Genomic DNA, 23,702 nt, shown 5'->3' with positions numbered 1-23,702 from the left:
GTTCCTTGACATGCGCAGCATGCCCGACCTAGGTGCCAACCTGAACAGGAATTTCGACGATAGGCCGTAAGGCTTCGAGTCTCCCTGCATACTTCGTAAGGACACGATCATACAGGTCTGCGGTGCGAAGAGACGTTACCGTAACCACTAGGGCGTATCGGATCTTATCCGCTTCTTTCGCTGGCCCGCCGGAAGTCCTAGCCGTGTAGTGAATATCAAACATCGGCGACTGCAACGACGAACCACGGAAACTATGTTGTTCGTTAAGCGTGGTTTCCCATTTCTGCGCTCCCTCACGGAGGACACGTTCGTTATCTCGAAGGGTCTTCCGAAAGAAACTCTTCGGTGCGGGGTCTGCGGCGCTTGAATCCTTGAACTTAGCCGAGTGAGGCCTGAATGTAATGTCTAGTCCACTACGCGTATAGCTAACAGGGTCTTCAGGGTCAGTCTGGCACGCGTAGCAGAAGGTAGCAGCGATGGCGACGTTTCCACGCAATTGCTCGTCCGGGAGGGGGATAAGCGCCCGAATACGCGTACTTGGAGTCAGATCCCCCTGATACACTATTCGAACCTTCCCTTCCGGACACACAACAAGCGGCTCGATATCCTGTGGAAGTCTACCCCAGCCAACTTCGGCACGATCGTACCCGCCGGGGTCCGCGCAGTGAATGAGGAGCGCCTTCAACCCGAGAGGGCTAATTCGTTCGCCGAAGTGCGCTCGGACTCCTAAAGCCAGACGAAGCGCAGCGGGCGAAGCGAATGATGTACCAGCCGTCGCAGCGACAGCTGGAGCAGCATTCTGATCGTAGACCATGAAGGGCTCCCGCTGATCACCTCCGAAATGCAATACGTCAGGCTTTATCCTTCCCGGTGTCCTCCCCGGCCCTATCGCACTGTATCGTGCGCGGTTCCATCCCGCACGTGCACTATCGGCTGCACCAACACCTAGTGCGTTAACGCAGTCGGAAGGGACCTGCACACGCGCTTCTCCTAACGCATGATTCTCTAGACCGTTGTTGCCAACCGCGATGGCCGCCAGAGCGTGACCGTCAGAGAGATGAGAGTCGAGCAGCGCAGTCCAGGAGTGAACTTCATCATCTTCGATGGGCAGATCGGGCCCCATGCTCAAGTTGAAGAAGTTGTATTGCCTCTGGCGCAGCACCTCATCAACTCTGCGCAGTACATCGAATAGCTCGAAGGGGTCGCTCTTACACTTATCGTCTAAGACGCGGTAATGATCCACTGTGGCGTAGGGCTGAGGGGCAGCTTCCCCGGGGTGCAGCGTCCCGAAGAGAACCGCAGATGTGACGGAATAGCCGTGCTCAAGCAGGGCCGGCACTTCACTTCCCACTCCCTGCCCGTCAAAGGATGACGCCCATCGCGCCAGATCCGTTCCTTGCTGTAACCCTCCGTCGAATACCGCTACACGCAGGTCGGGATTCACCGGAGGATTATTCGGGAAAGGGGAAGGCTGCACTGTGCTGACTGGAGTTACACGTTCTATCTGGTACACATCTCGGAGACCTGGCATCGGTCGAGCCACACGCAGGTAGGAGAAGTGAGCCAACTGTCTAATGACCCCCAAGGGTGCCTCGACCGGCAAGAAGCATAAGCCTCCTGCATAGAGACGTCGGTCTAGGTCAGGAACCGCGCCTAGGGATCGGGCGTATGCCTCGAAACCGGATACGATGTACGCCGCAGTAGGATCAGCACTTGCGTGTAGGGCAACCTCTAGAAGAATCTCATCCCCCGCATTCTCGAGGACATCGTCAGGAAAAGACCCACGGAGACGTTCGTGCACACTGGGCGCTCTCACTGTTTCTATGCGTCGGATGTCATCGGGGACGTCAGGCGACCGATCACGAAAAAGCGTCGCCCATCTGTCGAACGCCGCGCGCTTACCGGCAACGAGTATCTCCGTACTGCGACTCCGCACGGGCTCTTCTTGCCGCGTCCACTTTTCCGGCCTGACTTCTGCCGGCCTGCTTCCGACATGCCTTAGAGATAGTTCAGTTAGTAATCGGCTAGGGTAATAAGATTTCGCTATCCCTTGCGGATGCATGGTGATTACGGCTACCGCTTCGTCCCGAGGGCATGCGTCTCGAGAAAGGCTGTTCAAACTCGTGGCTGTAGACGCCGCCATCGGAGTAAGCCGCAAAAATGCCTCGTCCTTGGTGTAGGGCGGTTCTGGCCCTGGTGAACCAGTGGGAGAAGGCAGTGCGCCAGTCAGGCGCTCTCCATAACCTAGAAGGAAACGGATGTTCTCCGGCATGTTCTACATCCTTATTGCCCGGTTGACTTACCTTCTACTTTCGCATACTTCCTGAGAGTGTCACGGCTTACACCGGTGATTTCATGTGTGCGGCGCTGAGAAATGCCTATTTCCTGCATCAACGCAGTGGCGAGCTTGCCGCGCTCCTGCGGAGCGAGACTTCGGATCTTGTCTCGGACACGAAGTAGAAACGCATCTTGCAGGTCGAGCTTCCGAAGTGCAGCCATCCTGCGCGCACGCATCACCTCTCGCTCCACGTCGCTGAACGATGACCCCCGGTATATGCGAGCGAAGGCTCTGATCAGCTCCCAGCTAAGGCTCTCACCCTCCAGATACTGCTCAATAGCACGCGCGAGCCCATCATCGTCAGGAAGAGGGAATTCAACCGTCACTTCAAAGCGGCGCCACACCGCAGGGTCAAGCAGTTCAGCGTGGTTGGTTGCCGCGAGGAGCAGCGACCCTTCTGGCCAATTATCAACTTCCTGCAGAAGGACAGTAACGAGGCGTTTAAGCTCACCAATTTCTGTCGAATCATCCCGCCGCTTTGCGACCGCGTCCAGCTCATCGAGAAGAAGCAGACACCGCTTGGTCTTGGCATACTCTAGGACGCGCTTCACGTTTGAGCCGGTCCGGCCTAGGAAGCTACTCATCACGGTCGCCAGATCGAGGATTATTAGAGGCACGTCCAGGGATCGAGCGAGCCAGCGCGCGGCAAGTGTTTTACCAACCCCGGGCGGCCCAATGAAGAGAGCGGTACGGGTTGGAATAAGTCCAGATTTCAGAAGATCGAGTGCATTGTCATGCTCCTGAATTAGCTGCGTGAGCGTCCCATCGATCTCTTCGGACAAAATCGGCGCCATAGAGACACTGACCGGGTACTCCTCCCGAACGAGTGGGAGACGTGAGTCGCTATCAAGAGGTTGCGATAGGGATGTCCCATAGGCTTCGCCTCGAAGAGGACTGTCCCGCAACAGACCGATCAAATCAGCGGCCAGTCTCGGCCTCCGATTTCTGTAACGACGAGCGAGTCGCCGTACCGCGACCTGGATCTCGGATCCTGGGCTGGCCGCAAGCGCTGCGCGCGCGAACTGGACTAGATCATCGTCCAAGGACAGATCGTCGTCCACTGCTGAGGATCCTTCTTGCCTTGTCACTGGCTGATCGTAACAGGCGTTGGGAGACTCGAATAGATGATTCACAAAACTAGTCCACCCGTCCCGACCTTGCTGCTGATTGGCATCGAGCCCAAGCTGGGGGAGCATCCACTCCTCCCTGCACAAGCACCTACGGAAGGTTCCTTTGATCGCGGTTCGATCTCTCGCTGTCACCAGGCGAGAAGAGCGCGAGCGGCCAAGCGGAAAGCGGTAGGAGGTCATTGGCGAGTTGTGAGCAATGCTTGAGCCTCTGCTGCCCCAGTGTCAGCATCGCTTCCGCCAATCCGAGCGAAAGCGGCTGGATGACCAACTGGCCGGCGCCCGTGCATTCGCTGAGAGATGCGCGCCGACAGCGCCGACCCACTACCGAGACAGGGCTTGAGCGAGACCGGTGCTGTTCTCTTAGAAGCCACAGCCCAAGCTCCCTTCCCTGGCTGCCAACACGGGCCTCGCACGAAGCATGAGCAACACCCAGGCAGTCGGTGTGCACTCACGAGCGGCGTCGGACGCGCAAGGATCGAGGTTGGGTCCTGATCATCGCTGCGGTCAGCAACAGTGGCGGAGAGCGCAATCTCTGGGGCATCCACGTGCAGCCATGCACCGAGAAACTTGGCCGCGTATTGGCCGTGAGAGGCCGTAGGACGCCGGTGATCGCCGTAGACCACCGGACACAATGAGAGAGGCCCGTCACCGCGTTTCCGCTGGTGACGGGCCTCTTCCCGCTGGTGTGGCAGGTGCAAGGTTCGAACTTGCGTAGGCTGAGCCGACGGTTTTACAGACCGCTCCCTTTGGCCACTCGGGCAACCTGCCGTGCCATCCGCTCTCGCGGCGACAGACAGAAGAATAGCGGACTTCGGAGGTACACGTGACACCGGTTTGTCCCGAGGCGAGTCCGACGTCACTCCCACCACCCCCGAGTGCCACCGTAGGGGCGGTGAAGGGTACGGAAGAGGGAGGAGATGGGCGAAGGGGATGGCGGGCGTACGACGCGAGCAAGGGGACGGGGTCCTGCACGGAGGCCCGATGCTGGCTAGGCTCGTTCGCTGGGTCCGGGCGTTTCGTGGGCCGGACGGATTTCGCCGCAGCTGAGAGGATGGGTGCTTTGGCCGATTCATCTTTCGACATCGTGAGCAAGATCGACCGCCAGGAGGTCGACAACGCTCTCAATCAGACGGTCAAGGAGATCGGGCACCGCTTCGACTTCAAGGGCACCGGGGCGAGCATCAGCTGGTCCGGGCAGAACAACATCGAGATCAAGGCGAACAGCGAGGAGCGGGCGGGTGCCGCGCTCGACGTGTTCAAGGAGAAGGTCGTCAAGCGGGGCCTGTCTCTGAAGATTCTCGACGCTGGCGAGCCCAAGTTGTCGGGTAAGGAGTACCGGATGCTGGTCAGCCTGAAGGAGGGCATCGACCAAGAGAACGCGAAGAAGATCTCCAAGCTGATCCGCGATGAGGGGCCGAAGGGGATCAAGGCGCAGATTCAGGGCGAGGAGCTGCGGGTCAGCTCCAAGAAGAAGGACGACCTTCAGGACGTCATCTCCCTGCTCAAGGGCAAGGATCTGGACATCGCCCTGCAGTTCGTGAACTACCGCTAGCCCGAGGCATGCTGTACGGCTCCGAGCTGGCACAAGACGATCGCGGAGAGCGTATCCGGGACACAGCACACCCTTGTGTCCCGGGCCGCTCCTTGATCTGAGGGCGGCGCTGCAGGCGGCCTTGACCTTATGCTCGGTTAGCGTGACGAAGATCCCCCTGCGCCGGTTCACGGCACGTGTCCTGCCCATCGACGAGCAAGGCCGCGTGCTCCTGCTCCATGGCTTCGATCCGGCCCGGCCGGAGTCGCAATTCTGGTTCACGATCGGCGGGGCCGTGGAAGACGGGGAGACGCTGCAGGAGGCGGCGGCGCGGGAGCTGTTCGAGGAGGTCGGGATCCGGGCCGGGGTGGAGGAGTTCACCGGGCCGCATGCCGAGGCGCTGATCGAGTTCGAGTGGGGTGAGTACGCGTTCACCCAGGACCAGTCGTTCTACGCGATCCGGGTGGGCGACGCGGTCGTGTCGTTCGAGCACATGGAGCAGATCGAGAAGGACACGACGACCGAGTATCGGTGGTGGAGCCCTGAGGAGCTCGAAAGCACCGCTGAGGTCGTGCATCCCCCGGATCTGGCGACCATTCTGCGGAAGATCACCGAAGGCGGGCGTTAGCGGCGGTAGCCGGCCATACGCTCGAGGCGGGCGACGCGCTCCGAGGTGGGCGGGTGGGTCGAGAAGAGGCGGCCGAATCCGGAGCCGCTGAACGGGTTCGCGATCATCATGTGCGAGGCCGACGTGAGGCGGCTGTTCTCCGGGAGGGGCAGCCTGCGGGCGCCCATCTCGATCTTGCGGAGGGCTGAGGCCAGGGCCAGCGGGTCGCCGGTGAGCCTGGCGCCCGCCTCGTCCGCCTGGAACTCCCGCGTACGGGAGATCGCCATCTGCACCATCGTGGCCGCCACCGGGCCGAGCACCATCATCAGCAGCGCGCCCACGAAGCCGGGGCCCTCGTCGTCGTCCGAGCCGCCGAAGAACACGGCCACGTAGCTGAGCCACGTGATCATCGTGGCGAACGCGCCGGCCACGGAGGAGATGAGGATGTCCCGGTTGTAGACGTGGGACAGCTCGTGACCGATCACGCCGCGCAGCTCGTCCTCGTTGAGCAGCTTGGTCAGCCCGTACGTCACGCACACCGCCGCCTGCCTGGGGCTCCGGCCCGTCGCGAAGGCGTTCGGCTGCACCGTCGGGGAGATGTACAGGCGCGGCATCGGCTGCCTGGCCTGCGTGGACAGCTCGCGGACGATCCGGTAGAGGGTGGGCTGTTCGACCTCGCTGACCGGTCTGGCCCGCATGGCGGACAGCGCGATGCGGTCGGAGAAGAAGTAGGCGACGCCGTTGCTCACCAGGGCGAGCACGAACGCGATCCGTGCACCGGTGCCGCCGCCCAACCACGCGCCCACCGCGATGATCAGCGCTGACAGCCCGCCGAGCAGGATGGCGGTGCGCAGACCGTTGTGGTGCAAGGTTCCCCCCTCTCGTGGTCTGGGTTCATCACGTCCAACGACCAAGACCCGGTGCATCGTTCCCCGGTGTGCTCAGCTGAGGGCGGAGCGCGACTTGCCGGGGTGTCGTGAGGACGGCTCGGGTCTCAGCCCGAAGCGGACAGGGAGGTCATGTCCAGGACGAGCTGGGGCGCGATCGAGAAGAGCACGGCCGCGGCCAGGGCGAGGCCGACGGCGACCCAGGCCGTCGCGGGCGGCCGGTGAAGGGACGGCTCCGCCCTGCCGGCCGGGGTGAACAGGCGGCCCGTCCAGACGGCGTAGTAGTACAGGCCGATCACGGTGTTGACGGCCATGACCACCGCCAGCCACCCGGCCCCGCCCTCGACGATCTCCCGGAACACGAAGACCTTGGCGAACAGCCCGGCCAGCCCCGGCGGCAGCCCCGCCAGGCAGACCAGGCAGAACGCCAGCGTGATGCCCGCCGCCGGGCGGCGCAGCGCCAGGCCGCGGTAGTCGTCGAGCTCGTTGCGGGCCGTCGTCCGCGACACGAGCATGACGACGGCGAACGCGCCGAGGTTCATGGCCGCGTAGATCACCAGATAGGCCGTGGACGTGCCGACCGCCCCCGGGGTCGTGGCCGCCACGGCGAGCGGCGCCAGGATGTAGCCGGACTGCGCCACCGACGACCAGGCCAGCAGGCGTACGGCGGAGCGCTGGCGCATCGCGAGCAGGTTGCCCGCGGTCATGGTGAGCGCCGACACGATCGCCAGGATCGGGGTCCACGTGCCGGCCTGCCCGAACAGGGCGGTCACCAGGACGAGGATCAGCCCGGCGAACCCGGCCGCCTTCGAGATGACCGAGAGCAGTGCCGCCACGGGGATGGGCGCGCCCTGGTAGACGTCGGCCGCCCACGAGTGGAACGGCACGGCGGCGATCTTGAAGGCGAAACCGGCCGCCACGAGGACCACGCCCACCGTGACGACCGCGGGCAGGTCGCTTCCCGGCGCCCCGAAGACCTGCCCCAGCCGTGACAGGTAGACCGAGCCCGCGATGCCGTACAGGAGGGACACGCCGAACAGCATGATCGCCGTGGACACCACCGACACGACGAAGAGCTTCACGGCCGCCTCGGACGAGCGTCCGTCGTAGCGTTTGAGCGCGGTGAGGGCGAACACCGGGAGCGAGACCAGCTCCAGCGCCACCACCAACATGATCAGATCGCGGGACGCGGGCAGGGTGACCGCGCCGACGAGGGTGCACAGGAGCAGGAAGTACCACTCGCCGACGGGGATGGCGCCGCCCGCCAATTCGGTCATCGACATCAGGACGATCACCACGGCGGCCGCCAGCACCATGCCCGCGAACACCAGCGTGAACCCGTCCACGACGAACGAGCACAGCGCCGCGGACTGGGCCTGTCCGCCGGCGAGCGTGGGCGGGACGCAGAACGTCGACCGCGGCGAACCTCCCCCGGACGCCTGGGCGATCACGAACCCCAGGGAGATCAGGATGCCCGCGAGCGTGGCGAGCCCCAGCCCCGTCCTCGTGCGCGGGCGGGCCGGGAGGAACGCGTCGAGCAGCAGCACCAGCGCCGCCGCCAGGGCGAGCACCAGGGGCGGCGCGATCAGGAAGTAGTCGATCTGCTGGATCATGAGATGGCTCCCAGCAGGGTCTGCACGGGCGGCGTGGTCAGCGAGAGCAGGAGGCCGGGCCACAGGCCGAACAGCAGGATCAGGATCACCAGGGGCGTCCACGCGGCCAGCTCGTACCGTCTGACGTCGTCGAGAACGGCCGCGCGGGTGGCGACGACGGGGCGTTCGTCGGGGGGCTCATGGATCAGGTGGTCGTCCAGCGGCACGAGGTCGTCGGGCGTGCGGGCCACGGCGGCGGGGGCCCGCCGGCCGTGGGTGACGCGCGACAGCATGACCAGGAAGTACGCGGCGGTCAGGACCGCGCCCAGTCCCCCGATCACCATGTACGTCAGGAACAGGCCGCGCGGCAGCCCGTCCGCCGGCTGGAACGCCCCGAACAGCGCCAGCATCTCCCCCCAGAACCCGGCCAGCCCCGGCAGGCCCAGCGACGCGATCGACGCGAACGTGAGCAGCGAGCCCAGCCGCGGCATCGTCGCCAGCATGCCGCCGCCCAGCGCCGGCATCTCCGCGGTGTGGTGGCGGTCCTTGATCGCTCCTGCCAGGAAGAACAGCAGGCCGGTGATGAGGCCGTGGGCGACGTTGGCGAACAGGGCGCCGTTGATGCCGACGGGGGTCAGCGTGGCGAAGCCGAGCAGGACGAAGCCCATGTGGCCCACCGAGGAGTAGGCGATCATGCGTTTCAGGTCGCGTTGCGCCAGGCAGGCGAGGGCGCCGTAGACGATGCCGACCACGGCGAACGCCCCCAGCCACGGCGCAACCGCCGCCGCGCCCTCGGGCAGGACGGGGATGGCGATCCTGGCGAAGCCGTACGTGCCCATCTTGAGCAGCACCCCCGCCAGCAGCACCGAGCCGACCGTGGGGGCTTCCGTGTGCGCGTCCGGCAGCCAGGTGTGCAGCGGCCACATGGGGGTTTTGACGGCCAGACCGATGCCGATCGCGACAAACGCCAGGATCTGAACGGATCGCGGCATACCGGCGCCGTGGGCCGCGCTCAGCGCCTCGATGTCGAGCGTGCCCGTCTGGGCCCACACCAGGAGCAGGCCGAGCAGCATGACGACCGAGCCGAGCAACGTGTACAGGATGAACTTGATCGACGCCGCCCTGCGCCCCTCGCCGCCCCAGATGCCGATCAGGAAGTACATCGGGATGAGCACGATCTCGAAGAACACGAAGAAGAGCAGCAGGTCGAGGGCGAGGAACGTGCCGATCATGCCGACTTCGAGCACCAGCATCGTGAACACGAGCGCTCTCGGCCTTGCGCCCATGCCGCCCCACCGCAGGTAGACGAAGCACAGGAACGTGAGCAGCGCCGTCAGCACGATCAGCGGCAGGGAGACGCCGTCGATGCCCAGATGGAATCGGAGCCCCAGGCCGGGGATCCACGGCTGATCGAGCTCGTACTGGATCCCGGCGGGCGCGCCGTAGTCGAACGTCGCCAGGAGCGCGAGGCTCAGTGCCAGCGTGACGCCTGAGAAGATCAGCCCGTACGAGCGGAGCACGTCGCGCAGCGCTCGCGGCGGCAGGAGCAGCAGGAGGGCGCCCAGGAGGGGTACGGCGAGGAGCGCGACCGGGATCCAGCCCATCATGCGACTCCCCTCGGTTCGGTGCCGTGCCGGGCCGTCACGTGAACACCACCGCCCCCACCGCGATCAGCAGGACACCGGCCAGCACGCCGCTCACGTAGAGCTGGACGTTGCCGTTCTGCGCCAGGCGCAGCAGCCCCGACAGGCCGCGGGCCGACTTGCCCGAGCCGCGCACCGCGCCGTCCACGACCACGTCGTCCGTCCTGACGATCAGCCTGGCCAGGGCGAGCACGGGGCGGACGAACAGGGCTGCGTACAGGGTGTCGACGTAGAACGCGCGCTCGCACGGCGCCCGCAGCGGGCCCAGCAGGCGGGCCGGGTCGGCGATGGGGTCGATGCGCCAGAACGCGTACACCGCGCCCGCGCCCAGCGCCGCAAGCACGACGCTGACGGCCGCCACGCCGACGTCGAGATGCGGCTCGCCGGCGAAGCCCAGCAGCAGGGCCGGGGCCGCGAGCAGGACGACGGGGACCAGCATCGTGCGCGGGGCCTCCCTGACGTCCACGACGTGCGCGGTGCCGGGCTCGGGCTCCGGGAGCGCCACGGCTCTCGCCTCGCCGAAGAAGGTGCGCAGCCAGGCCCTGGTGGCGTACGCGCCGGTGACGGCCACCGTCGCGAGCGCGGATCCGTACAGCAGGAGGGCGGCTGCGTCCGTGAGGCCCGCGCCCGACAGCGCGCCGTCCATGGCCAGCAGGACGCCGTCCTTGCTGAAGAAGCCGCTGGCCGGCGGGATGCCCATGAGGGCGGCGAACCCGATCGTCATCGTGACGAACGTGATCGGCAGCTCGCGGCGCAGCCCGCCCATCTGGGTCATCAGGTTGGAGCCGACGTGGTGGATCACCGCGCCGGCGCAGAGGAACAGCAGCGCCTTGAACGCGCCGTGGGTGACCAGGTGGAAGACGGCCGCGGTATCGGAGCCCGCGGCCAGGCCGCCCGCCATGTAGGCGAGCTGGCTGACCGTGGAGTAGGCGAGAACGCGTTTCAGGTCGTCCTGGGCGAGCGCGGCCAGCGCGGCGCCCAGCATGCCCAGCGCAGCGACCACGGCCAGCACGTCGAGCGTGGGACGGGCGCCGAGGAACGCGGGGAACAGCCTGGCCACGATGAAGATGCCGGCGGCGACCATGGTGGCGGCGTGGATCAGGGCGCTGATCGGCGTCGGGCCCGCCATGGCGTCCGGGAGCCAGGTGTGCAGCGGCACCTGGGCGCTCTTCCCCGCCACGCCGGCCAGCAGCAGCATCGTGGCCGTCACCAGGGTGGCCGCGGACATGTCGGGCACCTTCGCCAGCACGTCGGCGATGCGGAAGCTGCCCGCCGCCATGCCGAGCACGAAGATGCCGAACAGGAAGCCGACGTCGCCGAGGCGGGTGACGAGGAACGCCTTCACCGCGGAGCGTGAATTGCCCCGGTCCTCCCACCAGTGGCCGATGAGGAGGTAGGAGCACAGGCCCATGATCTCCCAGCCGACGTAGAGGAGCAGGAGGTCGCCCGCGTACACGACCAGGAGCATCGCACTGGTGAACAGGCTGATGAAGGCGCTGTAGGAGGGGTAGCGGGGGTCGTCCTTGAGGTAGCCGACCGAATAGACCTGTACGGCGAGGGCCACGAGGGTCACCAGGACGCCGATGACGCTCGACAGGGCGTCGGCCTGGAGGGTGAGCGAGATCGGGATGCCGCCGGTGACGATCGTGCCGTAGGTCTGGCCGGTGGGTGGGGTGGTGGTTTCTGCGAAGTAGGCCAGGCCTGGCGTCCAGGCCAGTGCGATCGTCAGGATCGCCGCGGCGGCCGTGGGGAGGATCGCGATCCAGGCGGCTCTGGCGTTCGGCGTGCCTTGCCGGGTGTTTCGGCGAATGTTCCGTCGGGAGAGCAGGAGGCCCGCGAAGGCGGCGATGAAGGGCAGGAGGACGGCCAGCAGCGGGAACGTCGTCATGGCGTGCCGCCTCCTCGCCTGGCGTGGGCTTCCTGCGGGTCGTGGTGGTCGTTGGGGTGGGACGCGGGGGTGGCGATGTCGGGCATGTCGGGCATGTCGGGCTGGAGTCGTACGGGGGCCGGTTGGGGCGGGGTTTCCGCGTCGTCGTCGTCCGGTTCCGCCAGGTCCCGGAGGTGGTCGAGGTCCACCGTGCGGCGGTTCCTGTAGAGGGCCAGCACGATCGCGAGGCCCAGGCCGACTTCCGCGGCCGCGATGACGATGACGAAGAGGGTGAGCACCTGGCCGCTGTGCAGGCGGTCTCCTAGCCAGACGTCGAAGGCCACCAGGTTGAGGTTGACGGCGTTGAGCATGAGCTCCACCGACATCAGGACGAGGATCGTGTTGCGGCGGGCGAGCACGCCGTAGACGCCGATGGAGAACAGGAGCGCGGAGACGACCGCCGGGTAGACGATGTGCACTAATGGCCCCCGCTCTGGTCGGGTGGTGGGTCGCCCACTGGCCGGTCGGGTGGTGCGGTGTTCTTCAGCCGGTCGGGTGGTGAAGTGCTCTGCGGCTGGGTGGGTGGTGTGGCGCTCTGCGGCTGGGTGGGTGGTGAGGCGCCGTTCGGGCGGGGTGAGGCTTGCGGCGGGCCTGCCGGTGGCGTGGGGTCCGGTTGGGGTGGTGCGCCGCCTGGGATGTCCGTACGGGACAGGACGATGGCGCCGATCAAGGCGGCCAGCAGCAGCACGGACAGCGCCTCGAACGGCAGCACCCAGGTGGCGAACACACTGCCGCCGAGCTCTCTCGCGGATCCCGGGCCGGGGGTGAGCGGGGCGTAGGCCGTACGGAAGCCGTCGATCACGACCGTGACCAGGATCGCCGCCGTCGCCACCGCCACCAGGGCAGAGACCAGCCTGTTGCCGCTGTCGAGGTCGGCGGAGCGGCCGATGGGGGCGCGCGTGAGCATGATGCCGAACAGCAGCAGCACCACCACCGCGCCCACGTAGATGAGCACCTGCACCCACGCCACGAACTCGGCGGTCAGCACCAGATAACCGCCCGCCAGGGCGCCGAAGCAGACCACGAGCCAGAGGGCGGCGTGGACGAGTTGCCTCGTCGTGACGACAAGCAGCGCCGATCCGACCGCTACCGCTCCCAGCAGCAAGAAGACGATCTCTTGCCCGGTGGGTGACAGGTAGGAGGGCACCGCCTCGGTCACGACTCCTCCTCTGACTCCTTCGAATCGTCTGGACCGAGCCGCCCAGGCGGTCGGATGGACCGTGGATCGGCCATCCTGCGTCTGCGGGGGCTCGCGGCAGAAGTCTGCTCCTTGTTTCCGGGCTCCGATCGCGTTTCGCCCGCGCCTGTGGACAACTTGTCTTCAGGTGGCTGTCCTGTGGATGACGCTTGGTCTCCCGGCTCGTCCGAGGGATGGGAGCGTTCAGGGGGCTGGCGCTCCGAGGGCTCTTGGGGGTGCCTGGTGGACGAGGGCGTGCCTGGCTGGTCCGCGGGCGGGGCCGCTTCCTTGGTGCCGGGTTGCGTGCTTGCCGCTTCTGTGGCGTTGGGCGGCGTGCTTGCCGCTTCTGTGGCGTTGGGCGGCGTGCTTGCCGCTTCGGGCGTGTCCGGCGGTGTGCTTGGGGTTTCCGACTGGGCGGGCGTGGAGGGGAGGGCGCCTGGAGGGCGGATGCCTCGTACGTTCGTCATCGGGCGGCGGGAGCGGCGCGCCGGGGGCGTCTGAGGGGCGGATGTGCCGGTCGCCGTCTCGGCCGAGGATTCGCCGGTCGTCTGCTCGGCGGAGTCGTCGCCCGTCGTCGTGCGTGGAGTGGTCTCGGCGCTGATCGAGGGGACTTGGGGCCCCGTGGAGGGGGCCTGGGATTCCGTGGAAGGGGTTTGGGCCGCCGTGGCGGGCGGAGGCGCTGGGGTAGCAGCGCTGGGGCCCTCGCCTGCTGGAGTGCGTGCGGGACGGTCGCCGCCAGGACGGTCGCTAGTCGAACGGTCGCCGCTCGCCCGGCCGCTACCAGGTCGGTCCGCGCCAAGACGGTCGGCACTTGAACGGCCAGTACTCGGACGGTCGGCACTCGGACGGCCAGTGCTCGGGCGGTCGGCGCTCGGACGGCCAGTGCTCGGGCGATCGGCGGCCGGGCGGCGGGGGGCGGCCGTCAGTTCCTTCGGAGGCTCGGCGCCGGCGTCGTGGGCCGGAGGCGGAGGAACGGCCTGAGCCCAGGTGGCCAGCTTGTCCTTCTCGTGGAGAAGGTTGCGGATGTCACCTTCCGCATACTCGAACTCCGGAGCCCAGAAGAGCGCGTCGAAGGGGCAGACCTCGATGCAGATCCCGCAGTACATGCACAGGGCGAAGTCGATGGCGAAGCGGTCGAGGACGTTGCGCTGGCGGGCGCGGCCGCCCTCGGGGGCCGGGATCGTCTCCTTGTGCGAGTCGATGTAGATGCACCAGTCGGGGCACTCTCGGGCACAAAGCATGCAAGAAGTGCAGTTTTCCTCAACCAGCGCGATAACGCCTCGACTGCGGGGCGGCAGATCAGGCTTGACCTCGGGATACTGCTGCGTGACCGATTTGCGCAGCATGTGGCGAAGGGTGATGGACAGCCCCTTTGCCAGTCCGACTCCCGGTATCCGCGCCATGGTTCAACATCATGACGCACTTGGCCGCAGACGTGAATGAGCCAGCGCGTTGTCCCCAGGTTTTCCACAGCTATCCACAGGCTGACGGGAGGTTATCCACAACCTGTGTGCATGCCCGATATGAACTACGGCATGGCGATAGTCTCTCCGCCATGCACCAAAGCCATCCCGTCCGCCCCAGCAGCTTGAGGTGGACGGCCGCCGTCGCATGGGCCTGCTTGCCCTTGTTCACGTGCGGCCTGGCGACCCCGCTGGCGATCGGGATCGCGGCTTTCTGGCTGCGCAACATCTGGCACGGTGTCGCTGCGGCGGTCTACGGAGTGAGCATCGGCTCGTTCCTGATCGCTGTGATGGCGTACGACACTTATGAGGATATCCCCGAGGCGCTGTCCTTGATCACCACGGTCGGCCTCTTCGTCAGCTGGCTCGGCGGGGTCATCCACGCGGGCATCCTGGTGCCGTTCATGGCGCGCGCCCGGCTCACCACGCCCGCGTACCACCCAACCGACCTGCGGCAGCGCACCACCGCGCCCAGCCACCAGCGCAGGCCGGGCGATCCTGAGTGGGTGGGCCACTATCGCGTGCTGCAACAGCTCGGGCGCGGCGGCCAGGGGTCGGTCTACCTCGCCATGGCGCCCAACGGGGTGCGGGTCGCCGTCAAGGTGCTGCACGACCTGGTGAACGAGACGGCGCGCGCGAGGTTCGCCCGGGAGGTGGAGGCGGCGCGGCGGGTGGCGACGTTTTCCACAGCCCGCGTGCTCGATGTGAACATCTCGGGTCAGCACGCGTACATCGTCAGCGAATACGTGGAGGGGCCGTCACTGGAGCAACTCGTCAAGAAGTACGGCCCGCGTGACGAGGACGGCCTGACCAGGCTGGCGCTGTCCACGGCGGGGGCGCTGGCGGCCATTCACAAGGCGGGGGTCGTCCATCGCGACTTCAAGCCGAGCAACGTGCTGATCGGGCATGACGGGCCCCGGGTGATCGACTTCGGGATCGCGCGCGCGCTCGATCAGGTCACGATGACGTCGGGGAAGATGGTGGGGACGCCGCCGTACATGTCGCCTGAGCAACTGACGGGGGCGGCGGTGGGGCCGGCCTCTGACGTGTTCAGCTGGGCCGTGACGATGATGTACGCGGCTACGGGGCGGCCGGTATTCGGGGAGGACACAGTGCCGGCGGTGTTCCATCGCGTGCTCACCTTCCATCCCGACTTATCGCCGCTGCCGCCCGCGTTACGCGGGATCGTGAAGGCCTGCCTGAACAAGCAACCCGAGGAACGGCCATCGGCTTCGGACGTGATGCTGGCCATCGTCCGCTGAGCCGAACCGAGGTCCGCCGGGCCGCTATGCCACTGAGGGCTCTGACGGCGCGGGTCAGGGGGTCGCTTCTTTGGCGCCCTTCGCGTAGGCGAGGTACTCCTCCCGGGTCACCTTGTGCACGGCAAGGGCGAGGTCCTGACGTTTCGCGAACCGTTCCACGTCCTGCGGAGACCAGGGGCCGGGGAGGTGATGCAGGGCGTGGCCGAATCGGTCCAGGACGAGCAGGCCGCTCAGGTCCTCATACCGGTAGAGGAGGAGGCTGAAGGCCCAGCCGGGGTTCTCGCCCAGGCGGAGCTTGGCCACGACGTTGTTGCCCTGCGTTACATGGAGCTTGGTCAAGGAGCCTCTCGTCAGGTACGGGCCGCCGTACGGGCCGAGGATCGTGCCCCGTGCGACGCGCCAGCGATGAGTTCTCGCCAGTGCGGGCCGAAGGAGGAGCAACGCCGGGCTGAAGGTCACCAACAGCCATTTGGCTTCGAGGAGATCGACAAGCACTCTGCCGATCGTGGAAAGCCCCCGCCAGGCGGCCCACATCCCTGAGGACGCGAGGTAGGCCATCGATAACGCACCTGCGATGGCCAGACAAATGACGACCGGTTTGCGCCATTTCGCAGCGGAAGGGGGTGGAAGGCCGCGTACACGCCGCCAGCCCGGAGCTCGGGATGCCAGAACCGCGCGGACCTTGTTGGAGCGAGCATTACGGGCGTCCTCCACCGGGATTCCGGCCTGGCGCGCGAATTCGGTGAGGTCGGGTGCGTGCCAGTCACCCGGTAAGTCGACGAGGACCAGGCCGTCAGGGTCAAGGGCTGCCAGGCCTTGCATGGTTGACGGCTTCTGGCCGGAGGTTTGCTCCTGGTCGTATTTGTAGTGGTAGAGGCGAGCTGGTGTCAGAGTGACTGAATCGCCGCTGAAGGTGTCGGTGACGGTCAGTTTCTGGTGGTCAGAGGTCAGCGTTGTTTGCGGGCAGTAGCTGTTCTTTGTGGCGCCGGCGCGTGGTCGGAGTTGATTCACTCGTCATTCCCCCCAAAGGGCCCCCTTGTTTCAGTACGACGAATAAGGCGGGCATAAGGGTTCCGGCGTCGCAGCGCGGTGTCAGGGCGTTGTTTGGGCGGTAGTTGTGCCACCTGGAGGGGTTGTGCCTGGCGGGATTAGTGCGATGAGGACCTTGAGGATGCCGGTGATGTCAGGTGAGCACCATGACGAGCCCGTGATGTCAGGTGAGCACCTTGACGATGCCCGTGAGGGCCAGTTGGGCGAGGGAGAGGGGCACCAAGACTGCCCAGGCCAGTTTCTGGAGCTGGTCCTCGCGCAGGCGAGGGAACGTGACGCGGATCCAGATGACGAGGAAGGCCAGGAAGAAGACCTTGAGGAGCGTCCACAGCCAGCCCGGGAGGAAGGGCCCCTGCCAGCCGCCCAGGAACAGCACGGTGGTCAGGAACGACAGGACGACGATGCCGGCGTACTCGGAGAGCATGAAGAGGGCGAAGCGCATGCCGGTGTACTCGGTCATCGGGCCCATGATGATCTCGGATTCGGCGATGGGCATGTCGAACGGGGGGCGGCGGAGTTCGGCGAGACCGGCCAGGAAGAAGACGATGGCGCCGATCGCCTGCCAGGGAAGCCACCACCACTGCCAGGCTTCGACGATCCCCGGGATCGACAGGGTGCCCGCAGCCATGGCGATCGATGACGCGGCCAGAACCAGAGGCAACTCGTACGACATGAGCTGGGCGGCGGAGCGCATGCCGCCGAGGACGGAGTACTTGTTGGCCGAGGCCCAGCCGGCCATGATCGAGCCCAGGACGCCGATGCCCATGACGGCAAGGACGAAGAAGAGTCCGAGGTCGAGGTGCACGGCGACGCGATCGCGGTCGATGGGGATGGCGATCAGGACGACCAGGTACGGCACCAGGGCCACGCCTGGCGCGATCATGAAGATGCGGCGGTCGGCCGCGGCCGGGATGACGTCCTCCTTCTGGGCGAACTTCACCCCGTCGGCGATGAGCTGCGCCCAGCCGTGGAAGCCTCCCGCGTACATGGGGCCGAGCCTTGACTGCATGTGGGCCATGACCTTGTGCTCGGTCTGGCCGATGATCAAGGGCAGGACCAGGAACACGATGAGAATGACGACAAAGCTCAGCACCACTTCAAGCATCAGGTGGCCCCCAGTCGGCTGGAACTCCTGGCGGAAGGGTCTTGCGGCGGCTCGGGGCGCCGTGGCCTGACTCCCCCGGCTCCTTGGCGCCCGGCCAGGGCTTGGCGACGCGGGCGGCCAGGATGAAGTCCTTGCGGAGCGGGTGGCCCTCGAAGCCGTCAGGGAGGAGGAGCGGGACGAGGTTGGGGTGACCGTCGAAGATCACGCCGAACATTTCGAACGTTTCGCGTTCGTGCCAGTTCGCGCCCCGGTAGATGTCCACGGCGGTGGGGAGGTGGGGGTTGTTTCGGGGGACGTGGGTGCGCAGGAGGAGACGGCGGCCCGCGGTCGGGTTGTAGACGTGGGCGACGATGGCGAACGTGTGGGGTGGGGCGTCTACGGCGGTCAGCCAGTCGAAGAAGGTGAAGTTCAGGGCGTCGCGGACGTGGGTCAGCAGGGCGAGCCAGTCGGTGGGGGCGACGTCGATCGTGGTGTCGCCGAAGGAATCCGAGATTTGGGCTCGGTCGCCGAAGTGTGTGGTTATGGCCGCGGTGTGGGTGGTGGGGGCACTGTGGGTGGCTGGGGCGGCGTTGGTGGCCTCTGCGCTCACGGCTTCCGAATGGGCGGCGTCTGCGCTGGTGGCCTCCGGGCGAGGGGCCTCTGAACTGGAGTCCTGTGCACTGGTGACCTCTACGCTCGTGGCCTCCAGATGGGTGGCCTCTGCGCTCGTGGCCTCCAGATGGGTGGCCTCTGCGCTGGTGGCCTCTGGGCGCCGGGCCTCTGCCCTGGGAGCCTGTGCGCTGGTCCCTCGCCTGTCGGATGCGGGCGTGTCCGGGGCGGGCGTGCCCGAGGCCGACATATCCGGGGTGGGCTGGTCCGGGGTGGGCTTGTCCGGGGTGGGCTTGTCGGGGGTCGGGGCGTCGCCGGTGTTGTCGGGGGTCACCGCTGCGACTCCTGGTCCGTGTTCGGGGTGGGGTCTTGGGGCTGGTCTGTGTGGGAGCGGGACCAGACGTAGCGGTCGCTGAGCCGTTCGGCGGCGATCTTCTCCTGGAGCTTGGTGATGCCGTACAGGAGGGCTTCCGGTCGGGGCGGGCAGCCGGGGACGTAGACGTCGACGGGGATGATCTGGTCCACGCCGTTAGTGACGCAGTACGAGTCCCAGTACGGGCCGCCGGAGTTGGAGCAGGCGCCGAACGAGATGACGTATTTGGGGTCGGGCATCTGCTCGTACAGGCGCTTCACGGCCGGGGCCATCTTGTCGGTGACCGTGCCTGAGACGATCATGAGGTCGGCCTGTCTGGGGCCGTTCGCGAATGGGATGACGCCGAAGCGGATGAAGTCGTGGCGGCTTGTGGAGGCCGCGATGAATTCGATGGCGCAGCAGGCCAGCCCGAAGTTGAAGACCCAGAGCGAGTAGCGGCGGCCCCAGTTGAGGACGAAGCGCATGGGTTTGGGCGCCAGCCGTGAGATGGGGCCCACGGTGGGCATCGGGAGATCCGTTGCTGCCATATGGCCATTCTTGCGCGGATCACAGGGCTGGCAAAGGAAGGGAGTAATCGGGGAGGTGGAGGTGCCGCGGGTTGAGGGCTGGGGCTGAGGGCTGGGGCTGAGGGCTGGGGGCCGAGAAGGGGGCTGCGGGAGCGGGCCCGAAGGAACGGCGGACCGAAGGAACGGCGGACCGCGGGACGGGTCTCAGGCGAGGGCTCAGTAGTTGTGGTTGAGGCTGGAAGCGCAGGTGGTGAGGGATGACGGGGTGGGACGGGAGGCGAGTGGTGGTGGAGTGGCTAGGAGTAGAGGGCTGATTGGGCGTTTTCTCTGATCGATTGGGCTACTCGGAGGACGACCGTTTCGAGTTCCTTGTCGATTGCGGACATGTCGCTATTTGGGATGCGGCCCTTTGTGTACGGCAGCGCCTTCACCGCCTCGATTCGCAGGTACGTGGGCGGGTGGGTGATGTCGACGCGGAGTTCCTCAAGGCGGGCGGCGCGGCGGCGGCGTTCCCGTTCTGAGGGCGGGACAGTGGTGGTGGCGGAGCGGAGGGCCGTCCACAGGTCTTCGGGTGTGACGGTGAGTGCGCTCGCTTCCAGGAATCTGATGGCGGAGGGTGCCGTCGTGGTCGTGGTGTCGAAGAGGGCGGTCATGGCGGGGGTGCCTGCTACGTGGGCGGCCAGTTCGTCCGCGCGGTACTCGGCGCGTTGGGACGAGCGGAACAGCAGGAGGCCCATGGCCAGCGTGAGGCCTCGGATGGGGAGGCCGAGTACCGCAAGCAGGGATTCGGCGACCGGACGGGCCAGGCCGTCGCCCTCTCTCCAGTCGAAGGCGGTTACGTCGATCAGCACGGTGAGGGAGTGGAGTGCGCTGCCCACGATGAAGCTGTGGCGGGCGTCGCCGTTGCTGGCGTGGGCCAGTTCGTGGGCGAGGAGGACGATGCGTTCCTGCGGGGTGAGGATGAGCCACATCGGGTAGCCGATTTCGAGCACTGGGCGGCGGCGCCAACCGTAGGTGCGGAGGGAGGCGTTCGTTTCGCCGCTGATCGCCACTATGTCGATGCGTGGGGCGCCTGTCTCGGTGGCGATGTGGTCGAGGAGAGTGAACAGGTGGGGGGGCTGTTTCTCGGGTGAGGGGCTGCGTGTTGGGCGGGAACGGGGCGGGGCGGGGGCGGAGGAGCCAGGCCAGGTCTAGCGCTACCAGGGACGGGAGGATGGCGAAGAGGCTGCCGAGGGTTAGGAGGTAGATGCCTAAGAGGAGGAAGGCTGGAGTGAGGAGGTGGGTCAGGAGGGCGAGGGCGATGACGACGGTGCCGGCGATACCTGGTGAGGCGGTTGGGTTGTGGAGGGTGACGCTACTGGTGCTGTGGTTGGTGTGAAGGACGGCGTCGCGCCCTGGGGCAGAGGTGGCTTGGCTGGCGGCGGGAGCGGCAGGGGGATCCGCAAGGGCGGGATCGGGGCCGGTGGCGGAAGCGAGTGGGGCCGCAGGAGCGGTGTGACGGTCGCCGGCGGAGGTGGGCGGGGCTGCTGGGGTGATATCGGGGCCGGTAGCGGAAGCGCGGGCAGCCGCAAGGGCGGGGTCAGGGCCGGTGGTGGAGGCGAGTGGGGTCGCAGGGGCGGTGTTGGGAGCGGGTCTTGTGCCGGTGGGGGGCGTGCCGCGTTGAGAGGTACGGGAGCGGATCACGTCCTCGTGGAGTCCTCGCACCAACCAGCCCTGTAGTCGCCCGAACGGGACCGCTCCACGCCTCTCCCGCCGGACCACGTTCCAGTCACAAGCCGCACACCACTGAGGGAAATGGGGTTCGCCCTCAAGCGGTTGACCACATTCAGGACAGGCAGACATGGCACAGCAAGATAAGCCACCCTGCCTAGGTCCAAGTGAGAACCCGCTTGCGCCACGCGTACAAGATCCCCAACGCGATGAAGCCCAGGAAGACGAACATCTCCACCAAGGTGGCCACTCCGTACCCCGGCGCGTCGAAGACGGTGGCCCAGGGGAACAGGAAGACCGCGTCCACGGCGAAGACGACGTACAGGTAGGTGAAGACGTAATAGCGGACCTGTGACTGGGCCCAGCCTTCGCCTACCGGATCTACCCCGCATTCGTATGTGGTCAGCTTTTCCGGGGTGGGACGAGTGGGGCGGAGGAGGCGGTTGGCGAGGAGGGCGCCGGCCACGATGGCGACGCCGAGGGCGAGGAGCGCGGCGACGAGTATGTAAGACCCGTAGTAGCCGTCCATGAGGCGATGGTAACTCCGGCGGGCCGCCGCACCCAGGGCGATCAAGCCACTGAACTGCGAACGGCTCAACTGCGCTGGCTTGACTGCACAGGGTGGGGCCCGATTGCTTCGGGCGCGGCCCGATCGCCGTGGGCGCGGCTCGACCGGACTGACCGCGGCTCGATCGCTCTGAGTGCGGCTCGACCGGACTGACCGCGGCTCGATCGCTCTGAGTGCGGCTCGACCGGACTGACTGCGGCTCGATCGCATCGAGTGCGACTTGATCGCACCGAGTGTCAAGTCATTCGCCATGTGATCAAGCCGTTCTCAGTGCGGTCGGGAGGTACGCAATGCAGTCAAGCGCCCAACGCGATCAAGGCATACCAGACACGACGGTCCCACCGGATGACGGGCGTCCGCGAAGGCCGGGGGCAGCGCGGCGAGGTCGTACACGTGCGACCCCACCACTCGTCGGCGCCGTCCCCGACGTAGGCCGCATCTGGTTCGCGTCAAGGGGTACCCACCGCGGTCAAAGTGTCCGGAGCTATCACCCAAAATCGGAGTAAATCGTAAGATCAGCCCCATACCCTGACAAGCATGCACAAATCGCGATTCTTCTCCGGAATCGCTCTGCTGGCCCTCTCGGCCTCAGGGTGCGGTCTGGCCGTCGCCTCCCCCGAGAGGGACGTCGTGGTCCCGGCAGAGCCGACGCTGATCGACTTCGTCGACCCGGCGACCGTCATCGGCCTGTCCACCAGGACCCTGACGGAAGGCGACTCCGAGGGCAGCAGGTACGTGCACATCAACTACCCCGAGTTCGCCGGCGCGGACAAGCTCAACCGCGAGCTGCGCGACCAGGCCGAGCGGCAGCTTCAGAGGTTCAGGACGCGCACCCGCGACGCCGAGCCCGTCAGCCCCCGTCCCGAGCTGAACGTGGACTGGCAGCTCGCCGCCGCCTCCCCCGACGCCGTCGCGGTGCGGTTGCGCACCGGGGAGTTCCAGGGGGAGAGCTGGGCGAACTCCACGCGGACGTTCTGGTTCGACCCGCACACGCGCGAGGCGACCGGCTCGACCGGGCTGCTGGCTGGGCGGGCGGCGCTCGTGCGGCTGGCGACGCTGGTCAAGGAGCGGCTCAAGGAGCGCGGGGACGAGGTGGAGCCCGGGGACGAGGTGGAGCGCGGGGACGAGGTGGAGCGCGACGGGGGCGACGAGTTCGACTCGATGGCGTTCAACCGGCGCGGCGATCTCGTGGTGGAGTTCGACGACTGCCAGGTCGGGCCGTGCTCGCTCGGCCGGGTGGCGGTGGCGGTGCCGGCCGAGCAGGTCGAGCCGCTGTTGTCGGAGCTGGGACGGCAGGCGCAGCGGAGCGTACGGGAGAACCGCGCGCAGGGCGGGGACAAGCCGAGCTTCACCCCCACGACCGATCCGGACGCCGTCAGCAACCGGGCGGGGAGCGTGGACTGCGCGAAGGTCAAGTGCGTGGCGCTGACGTTCGACGACGGGCCTGGGCCGTACACGGGCAGGCTGCTCGACCTGCTGCGGCGGGAGCGGGCGCGGGCCACGTTCTTCGTCGTGGGCAGCAACGCCACCGCGCAGCCGGCGCTGGTGCGGCGGATGAGCACGGAGGGCCACCTCGTCGGGAACCACACGTGGGCGCACAGGGACCTGTCGAAACAGGGCAGCAGCAAGATCACCGACACACTCGGCAAGACGGGAGACGTGGTGTCGGGCATCATCGGGCAGATGCCGAAGCTGGTGCGGCCGCCGTACGGGGCGGTGAGCCAGCAGGTGGGCAACGTCGCCCGCGAGATGGGGTTGTCGCTGGTCACCTGGGACGTCGATACGGACGACCAGAACGGGGGCAAGGCCGGGGACATCGCGGAGCGGGCCGTGCGCGAGGCTCATCCAGGTGCGATCATTCTCATGCACGACATTCATCGGGAAACCGTTGATGCGGTTCCGGACATCCTCAAAAGGTTGCGTGGGAAGGGTTACAGCTTCGTGACCGTTCCTGAGTTGTACGGCTCTGCGGGGATGCAGGCCGGACGCCTGTACAGGTCAGGGAACGAGCTGCCACGCAAGCAGCCCCTGACATAGCGCATGTGTTGGGGGGACGTATAGTTGGCGCTCGTGACCCGAACCGTCCTGTTCGCCCGCCTGCATGTAGACCTCTGCAGGCTCGCGTCCGGGCTGTGTCGTCGTTCTCCCACCTCACCCTGACTGAACTCCGACCGCGTTTACCCGCTTTGCGCGGCATGCAAACGCGTGACCTTCCGAGGATCTAGCATGGAAACAGAGAACGCGC

General features: G+C 66.7%; 19 protein-coding genes, 1 tRNA gene and 1 pseudogene. 5 read left to right on the top strand and 16 right to left on the bottom strand.

From position 1 onward, the window contains the following. Positions 1-28: 28 nt before the first annotated feature. The 3 genes from FXF51_RS60530 to FXF51_RS05515 all read right to left on the bottom strand — a co-directional run bounded on the left by FXF51_RS60530 (position 29) and on the right by FXF51_RS05515 (position 4,236). Positions 29-1,444 carry a S8 family peptidase gene (locus tag FXF51_RS60530; protein ID WP_187414196.1) on the bottom strand — a complete coding sequence of 472 codons (1,416 nt, stop codon included), beginning with the start codon at positions 1,442-1,444 and terminating at the stop codon, positions 29-31. An 839-nt stretch (positions 1,445-2,283) separates the two neighbouring features. Beyond that, positions 2,284-3,399 carry an AAA family ATPase gene (locus FXF51_RS05520; RefSeq protein WP_222871136.1) on the bottom strand — a complete coding sequence of 372 codons (1,116 nt, stop codon included), beginning with the start codon at positions 3,397-3,399 and terminating at the stop codon, positions 2,284-2,286. 755 nt (positions 3,400-4,154) lie between these two features. Further along, positions 4,155-4,236 (bottom strand) — tRNA-Tyr (locus tag FXF51_RS05515). A gap of 283 nt (positions 4,237-4,519) precedes the next feature. Here FXF51_RS05515 and FXF51_RS05510 point away from each other — a divergent pair. Both FXF51_RS05510 and FXF51_RS05505 read left to right on the top strand, forming a co-directional pair. Continuing rightward, complete coding sequence (locus FXF51_RS05510) at positions 4,520-5,020, top strand: YajQ family cyclic di-GMP-binding protein (protein WP_148433516.1); 501 nt, start codon at positions 4,520-4,522, stop codon at positions 5,018-5,020. Positions 5,021-5,162: 142 nt separating this feature from the next. Further along, positions 5,163-5,627: an NUDIX hydrolase gene (locus FXF51_RS05505; RefSeq protein WP_187414194.1), complete on the top strand. Its 465-nt coding sequence runs from the start codon at positions 5,163-5,165 to the stop codon at positions 5,625-5,627. Here the strand turns inward: FXF51_RS05505 and htpX are convergent. From htpX to FXF51_RS62400, 7 genes and pseudogenes are all read right to left on the bottom strand, one after another. Then, positions 5,624-6,475: a zinc metalloprotease HtpX gene (htpX, locus tag FXF51_RS05500; RefSeq protein ID WP_148433156.1), complete on the bottom strand. Its 852-nt coding sequence runs from the start codon at positions 6,473-6,475 to the stop codon at positions 5,624-5,626. The two genes, FXF51_RS05505 and htpX, sit on opposite strands and share 4 nt — an antisense overlap. A gap of 125 nt (positions 6,476-6,600) precedes the next feature. Continuing rightward, complete coding sequence (locus tag FXF51_RS05495; protein WP_148433155.1) at positions 6,601-8,106, bottom strand: NADH-quinone oxidoreductase subunit N; 1,506 nt, start codon at positions 8,104-8,106, stop codon at positions 6,601-6,603. Further along, positions 8,103-9,689 carry a NuoM family protein gene (locus tag FXF51_RS05490; RefSeq protein ID WP_148433515.1) on the bottom strand — a complete coding sequence of 529 codons (1,587 nt, stop codon included), beginning with the start codon at positions 9,687-9,689 and terminating at the stop codon, positions 8,103-8,105. Before FXF51_RS05490 ends, FXF51_RS05495 begins: the two co-directional genes overlap by 4 nt. Positions 9,690-9,726: 37 nt before the next feature. Then, positions 9,727-11,616 carry an NADH-quinone oxidoreductase subunit L gene (locus tag FXF51_RS05485; RefSeq protein ID WP_148433154.1) on the bottom strand — a complete coding sequence of 630 codons (1,890 nt, stop codon included), beginning with the start codon at positions 11,614-11,616 and terminating at the stop codon, positions 9,727-9,729. 176 nt (positions 11,617-11,792) lie between these two features. Beyond that, positions 11,793-12,074: pseudogene (nuoK, locus tag FXF51_RS63655) on the bottom strand (NADH-quinone oxidoreductase subunit NuoK); the annotation flags it as partial. Next, entirely contained in the window at positions 12,074-12,814 is a 741-nt protein-coding gene (locus tag FXF51_RS05475; protein WP_262379306.1) for an NADH-quinone oxidoreductase subunit J, read from the bottom strand. The pseudogene nuoK and the gene FXF51_RS05475, both read right to left, overlap by 1 nt. After that, positions 12,811-14,073 (bottom strand): 4Fe-4S binding protein, encoded by a 1,263-nt coding sequence (locus FXF51_RS62400; RefSeq protein WP_262379338.1) that lies wholly within the window; start codon positions 14,071-14,073, stop codon positions 12,811-12,813. The genes FXF51_RS05475 and FXF51_RS62400 overlap by 4 nt, the downstream gene beginning before the upstream one ends. Positions 14,074-14,255: 182 nt before the next feature. Between FXF51_RS62400 and FXF51_RS05465 the strand changes: the two genes are divergently transcribed. After that, positions 14,256-15,557 carry a serine/threonine-protein kinase gene (locus FXF51_RS05465; protein WP_187414193.1) on the top strand — a complete coding sequence of 434 codons (1,302 nt, stop codon included), beginning with the start codon at positions 14,256-14,258 and terminating at the stop codon, positions 15,555-15,557. Positions 15,558-15,611: 54 nt separating this feature from the next. Here the strand turns inward: FXF51_RS05465 and FXF51_RS05460 are convergent, their stop codons facing one another. From FXF51_RS05460 to FXF51_RS05435, 6 genes are all read right to left on the bottom strand, one after another. Then, complete coding sequence (locus FXF51_RS05460) at positions 15,612-16,568, bottom strand: hypothetical protein (RefSeq protein ID WP_148433152.1); 957 nt, start codon at positions 16,566-16,568, stop codon at positions 15,612-15,614. A gap of 202 nt (positions 16,569-16,770) precedes the next feature. Further along, positions 16,771-17,712, bottom strand: coding sequence for an NADH-quinone oxidoreductase subunit NuoH (nuoH, locus tag FXF51_RS05455; RefSeq protein WP_148433151.1), 942 nt, complete (start codon positions 17,710-17,712; stop codon positions 16,771-16,773). After that, positions 17,705-18,301, bottom strand: a complete 597-nt coding sequence (locus FXF51_RS61770; RefSeq protein ID WP_262379304.1) for an NADH-quinone oxidoreductase subunit C — start codon at positions 18,299-18,301, stop codon at positions 17,705-17,707. The genes nuoH and FXF51_RS61770 overlap by 8 nt, the downstream gene beginning before the upstream one ends. A 329-nt stretch (positions 18,302-18,630) precedes the next feature. After that, positions 18,631-19,179 (bottom strand): NADH-quinone oxidoreductase subunit B family protein, encoded by a 549-nt coding sequence (locus FXF51_RS05445; protein ID WP_316247604.1) that lies wholly within the window; start codon positions 19,177-19,179, stop codon positions 18,631-18,633. A gap of 296 nt (positions 19,180-19,475) precedes the next feature. Next, positions 19,476-20,231 (bottom strand): M48 family metalloprotease, encoded by a 756-nt coding sequence (locus FXF51_RS05440; RefSeq protein WP_222871135.1) that lies wholly within the window; start codon positions 20,229-20,231, stop codon positions 19,476-19,478. A gap of 815 nt (positions 20,232-21,046) precedes the next feature. Continuing rightward, positions 21,047-21,418: an NADH-quinone oxidoreductase subunit A gene (locus tag FXF51_RS05435; protein ID WP_148433149.1), complete on the bottom strand. Its 372-nt coding sequence runs from the start codon at positions 21,416-21,418 to the stop codon at positions 21,047-21,049. Between the two features lie 576 nt (positions 21,419-21,994). On the opposite strand from FXF51_RS05435, the gene FXF51_RS05430 reads away from it, so the two are divergent. After that, positions 21,995-23,494 carry a polysaccharide deacetylase family protein gene (locus FXF51_RS05430; RefSeq protein WP_148433148.1) on the top strand — a complete coding sequence of 500 codons (1,500 nt, stop codon included), beginning with the start codon at positions 21,995-21,997 and terminating at the stop codon, positions 23,492-23,494. A 33-nt stretch (positions 23,495-23,527) separates the two neighbouring features. Next, a complete protein-coding gene (locus FXF51_RS63650) occupies positions 23,528-23,617 on the top strand; it encodes a putative leader peptide (protein ID WP_311132193.1) in 90 nt (29 codons plus the stop codon). The last annotated feature ends 85 nt before the right edge of the window (positions 23,618-23,702 follow it).

The sequence above is a fragment of the Nonomuraea sp. PA05 genome, assembly GCF_008086045.1.
Lineage (GTDB): Bacteria > Actinomycetota > Actinomycetes > Streptosporangiales > Streptosporangiaceae > Nonomuraea > Nonomuraea monospora.
The sequence above is the reverse complement of the archived record's forward strand: the minus strand, read 5'-3'. Positions and strand labels throughout refer to the sequence as shown.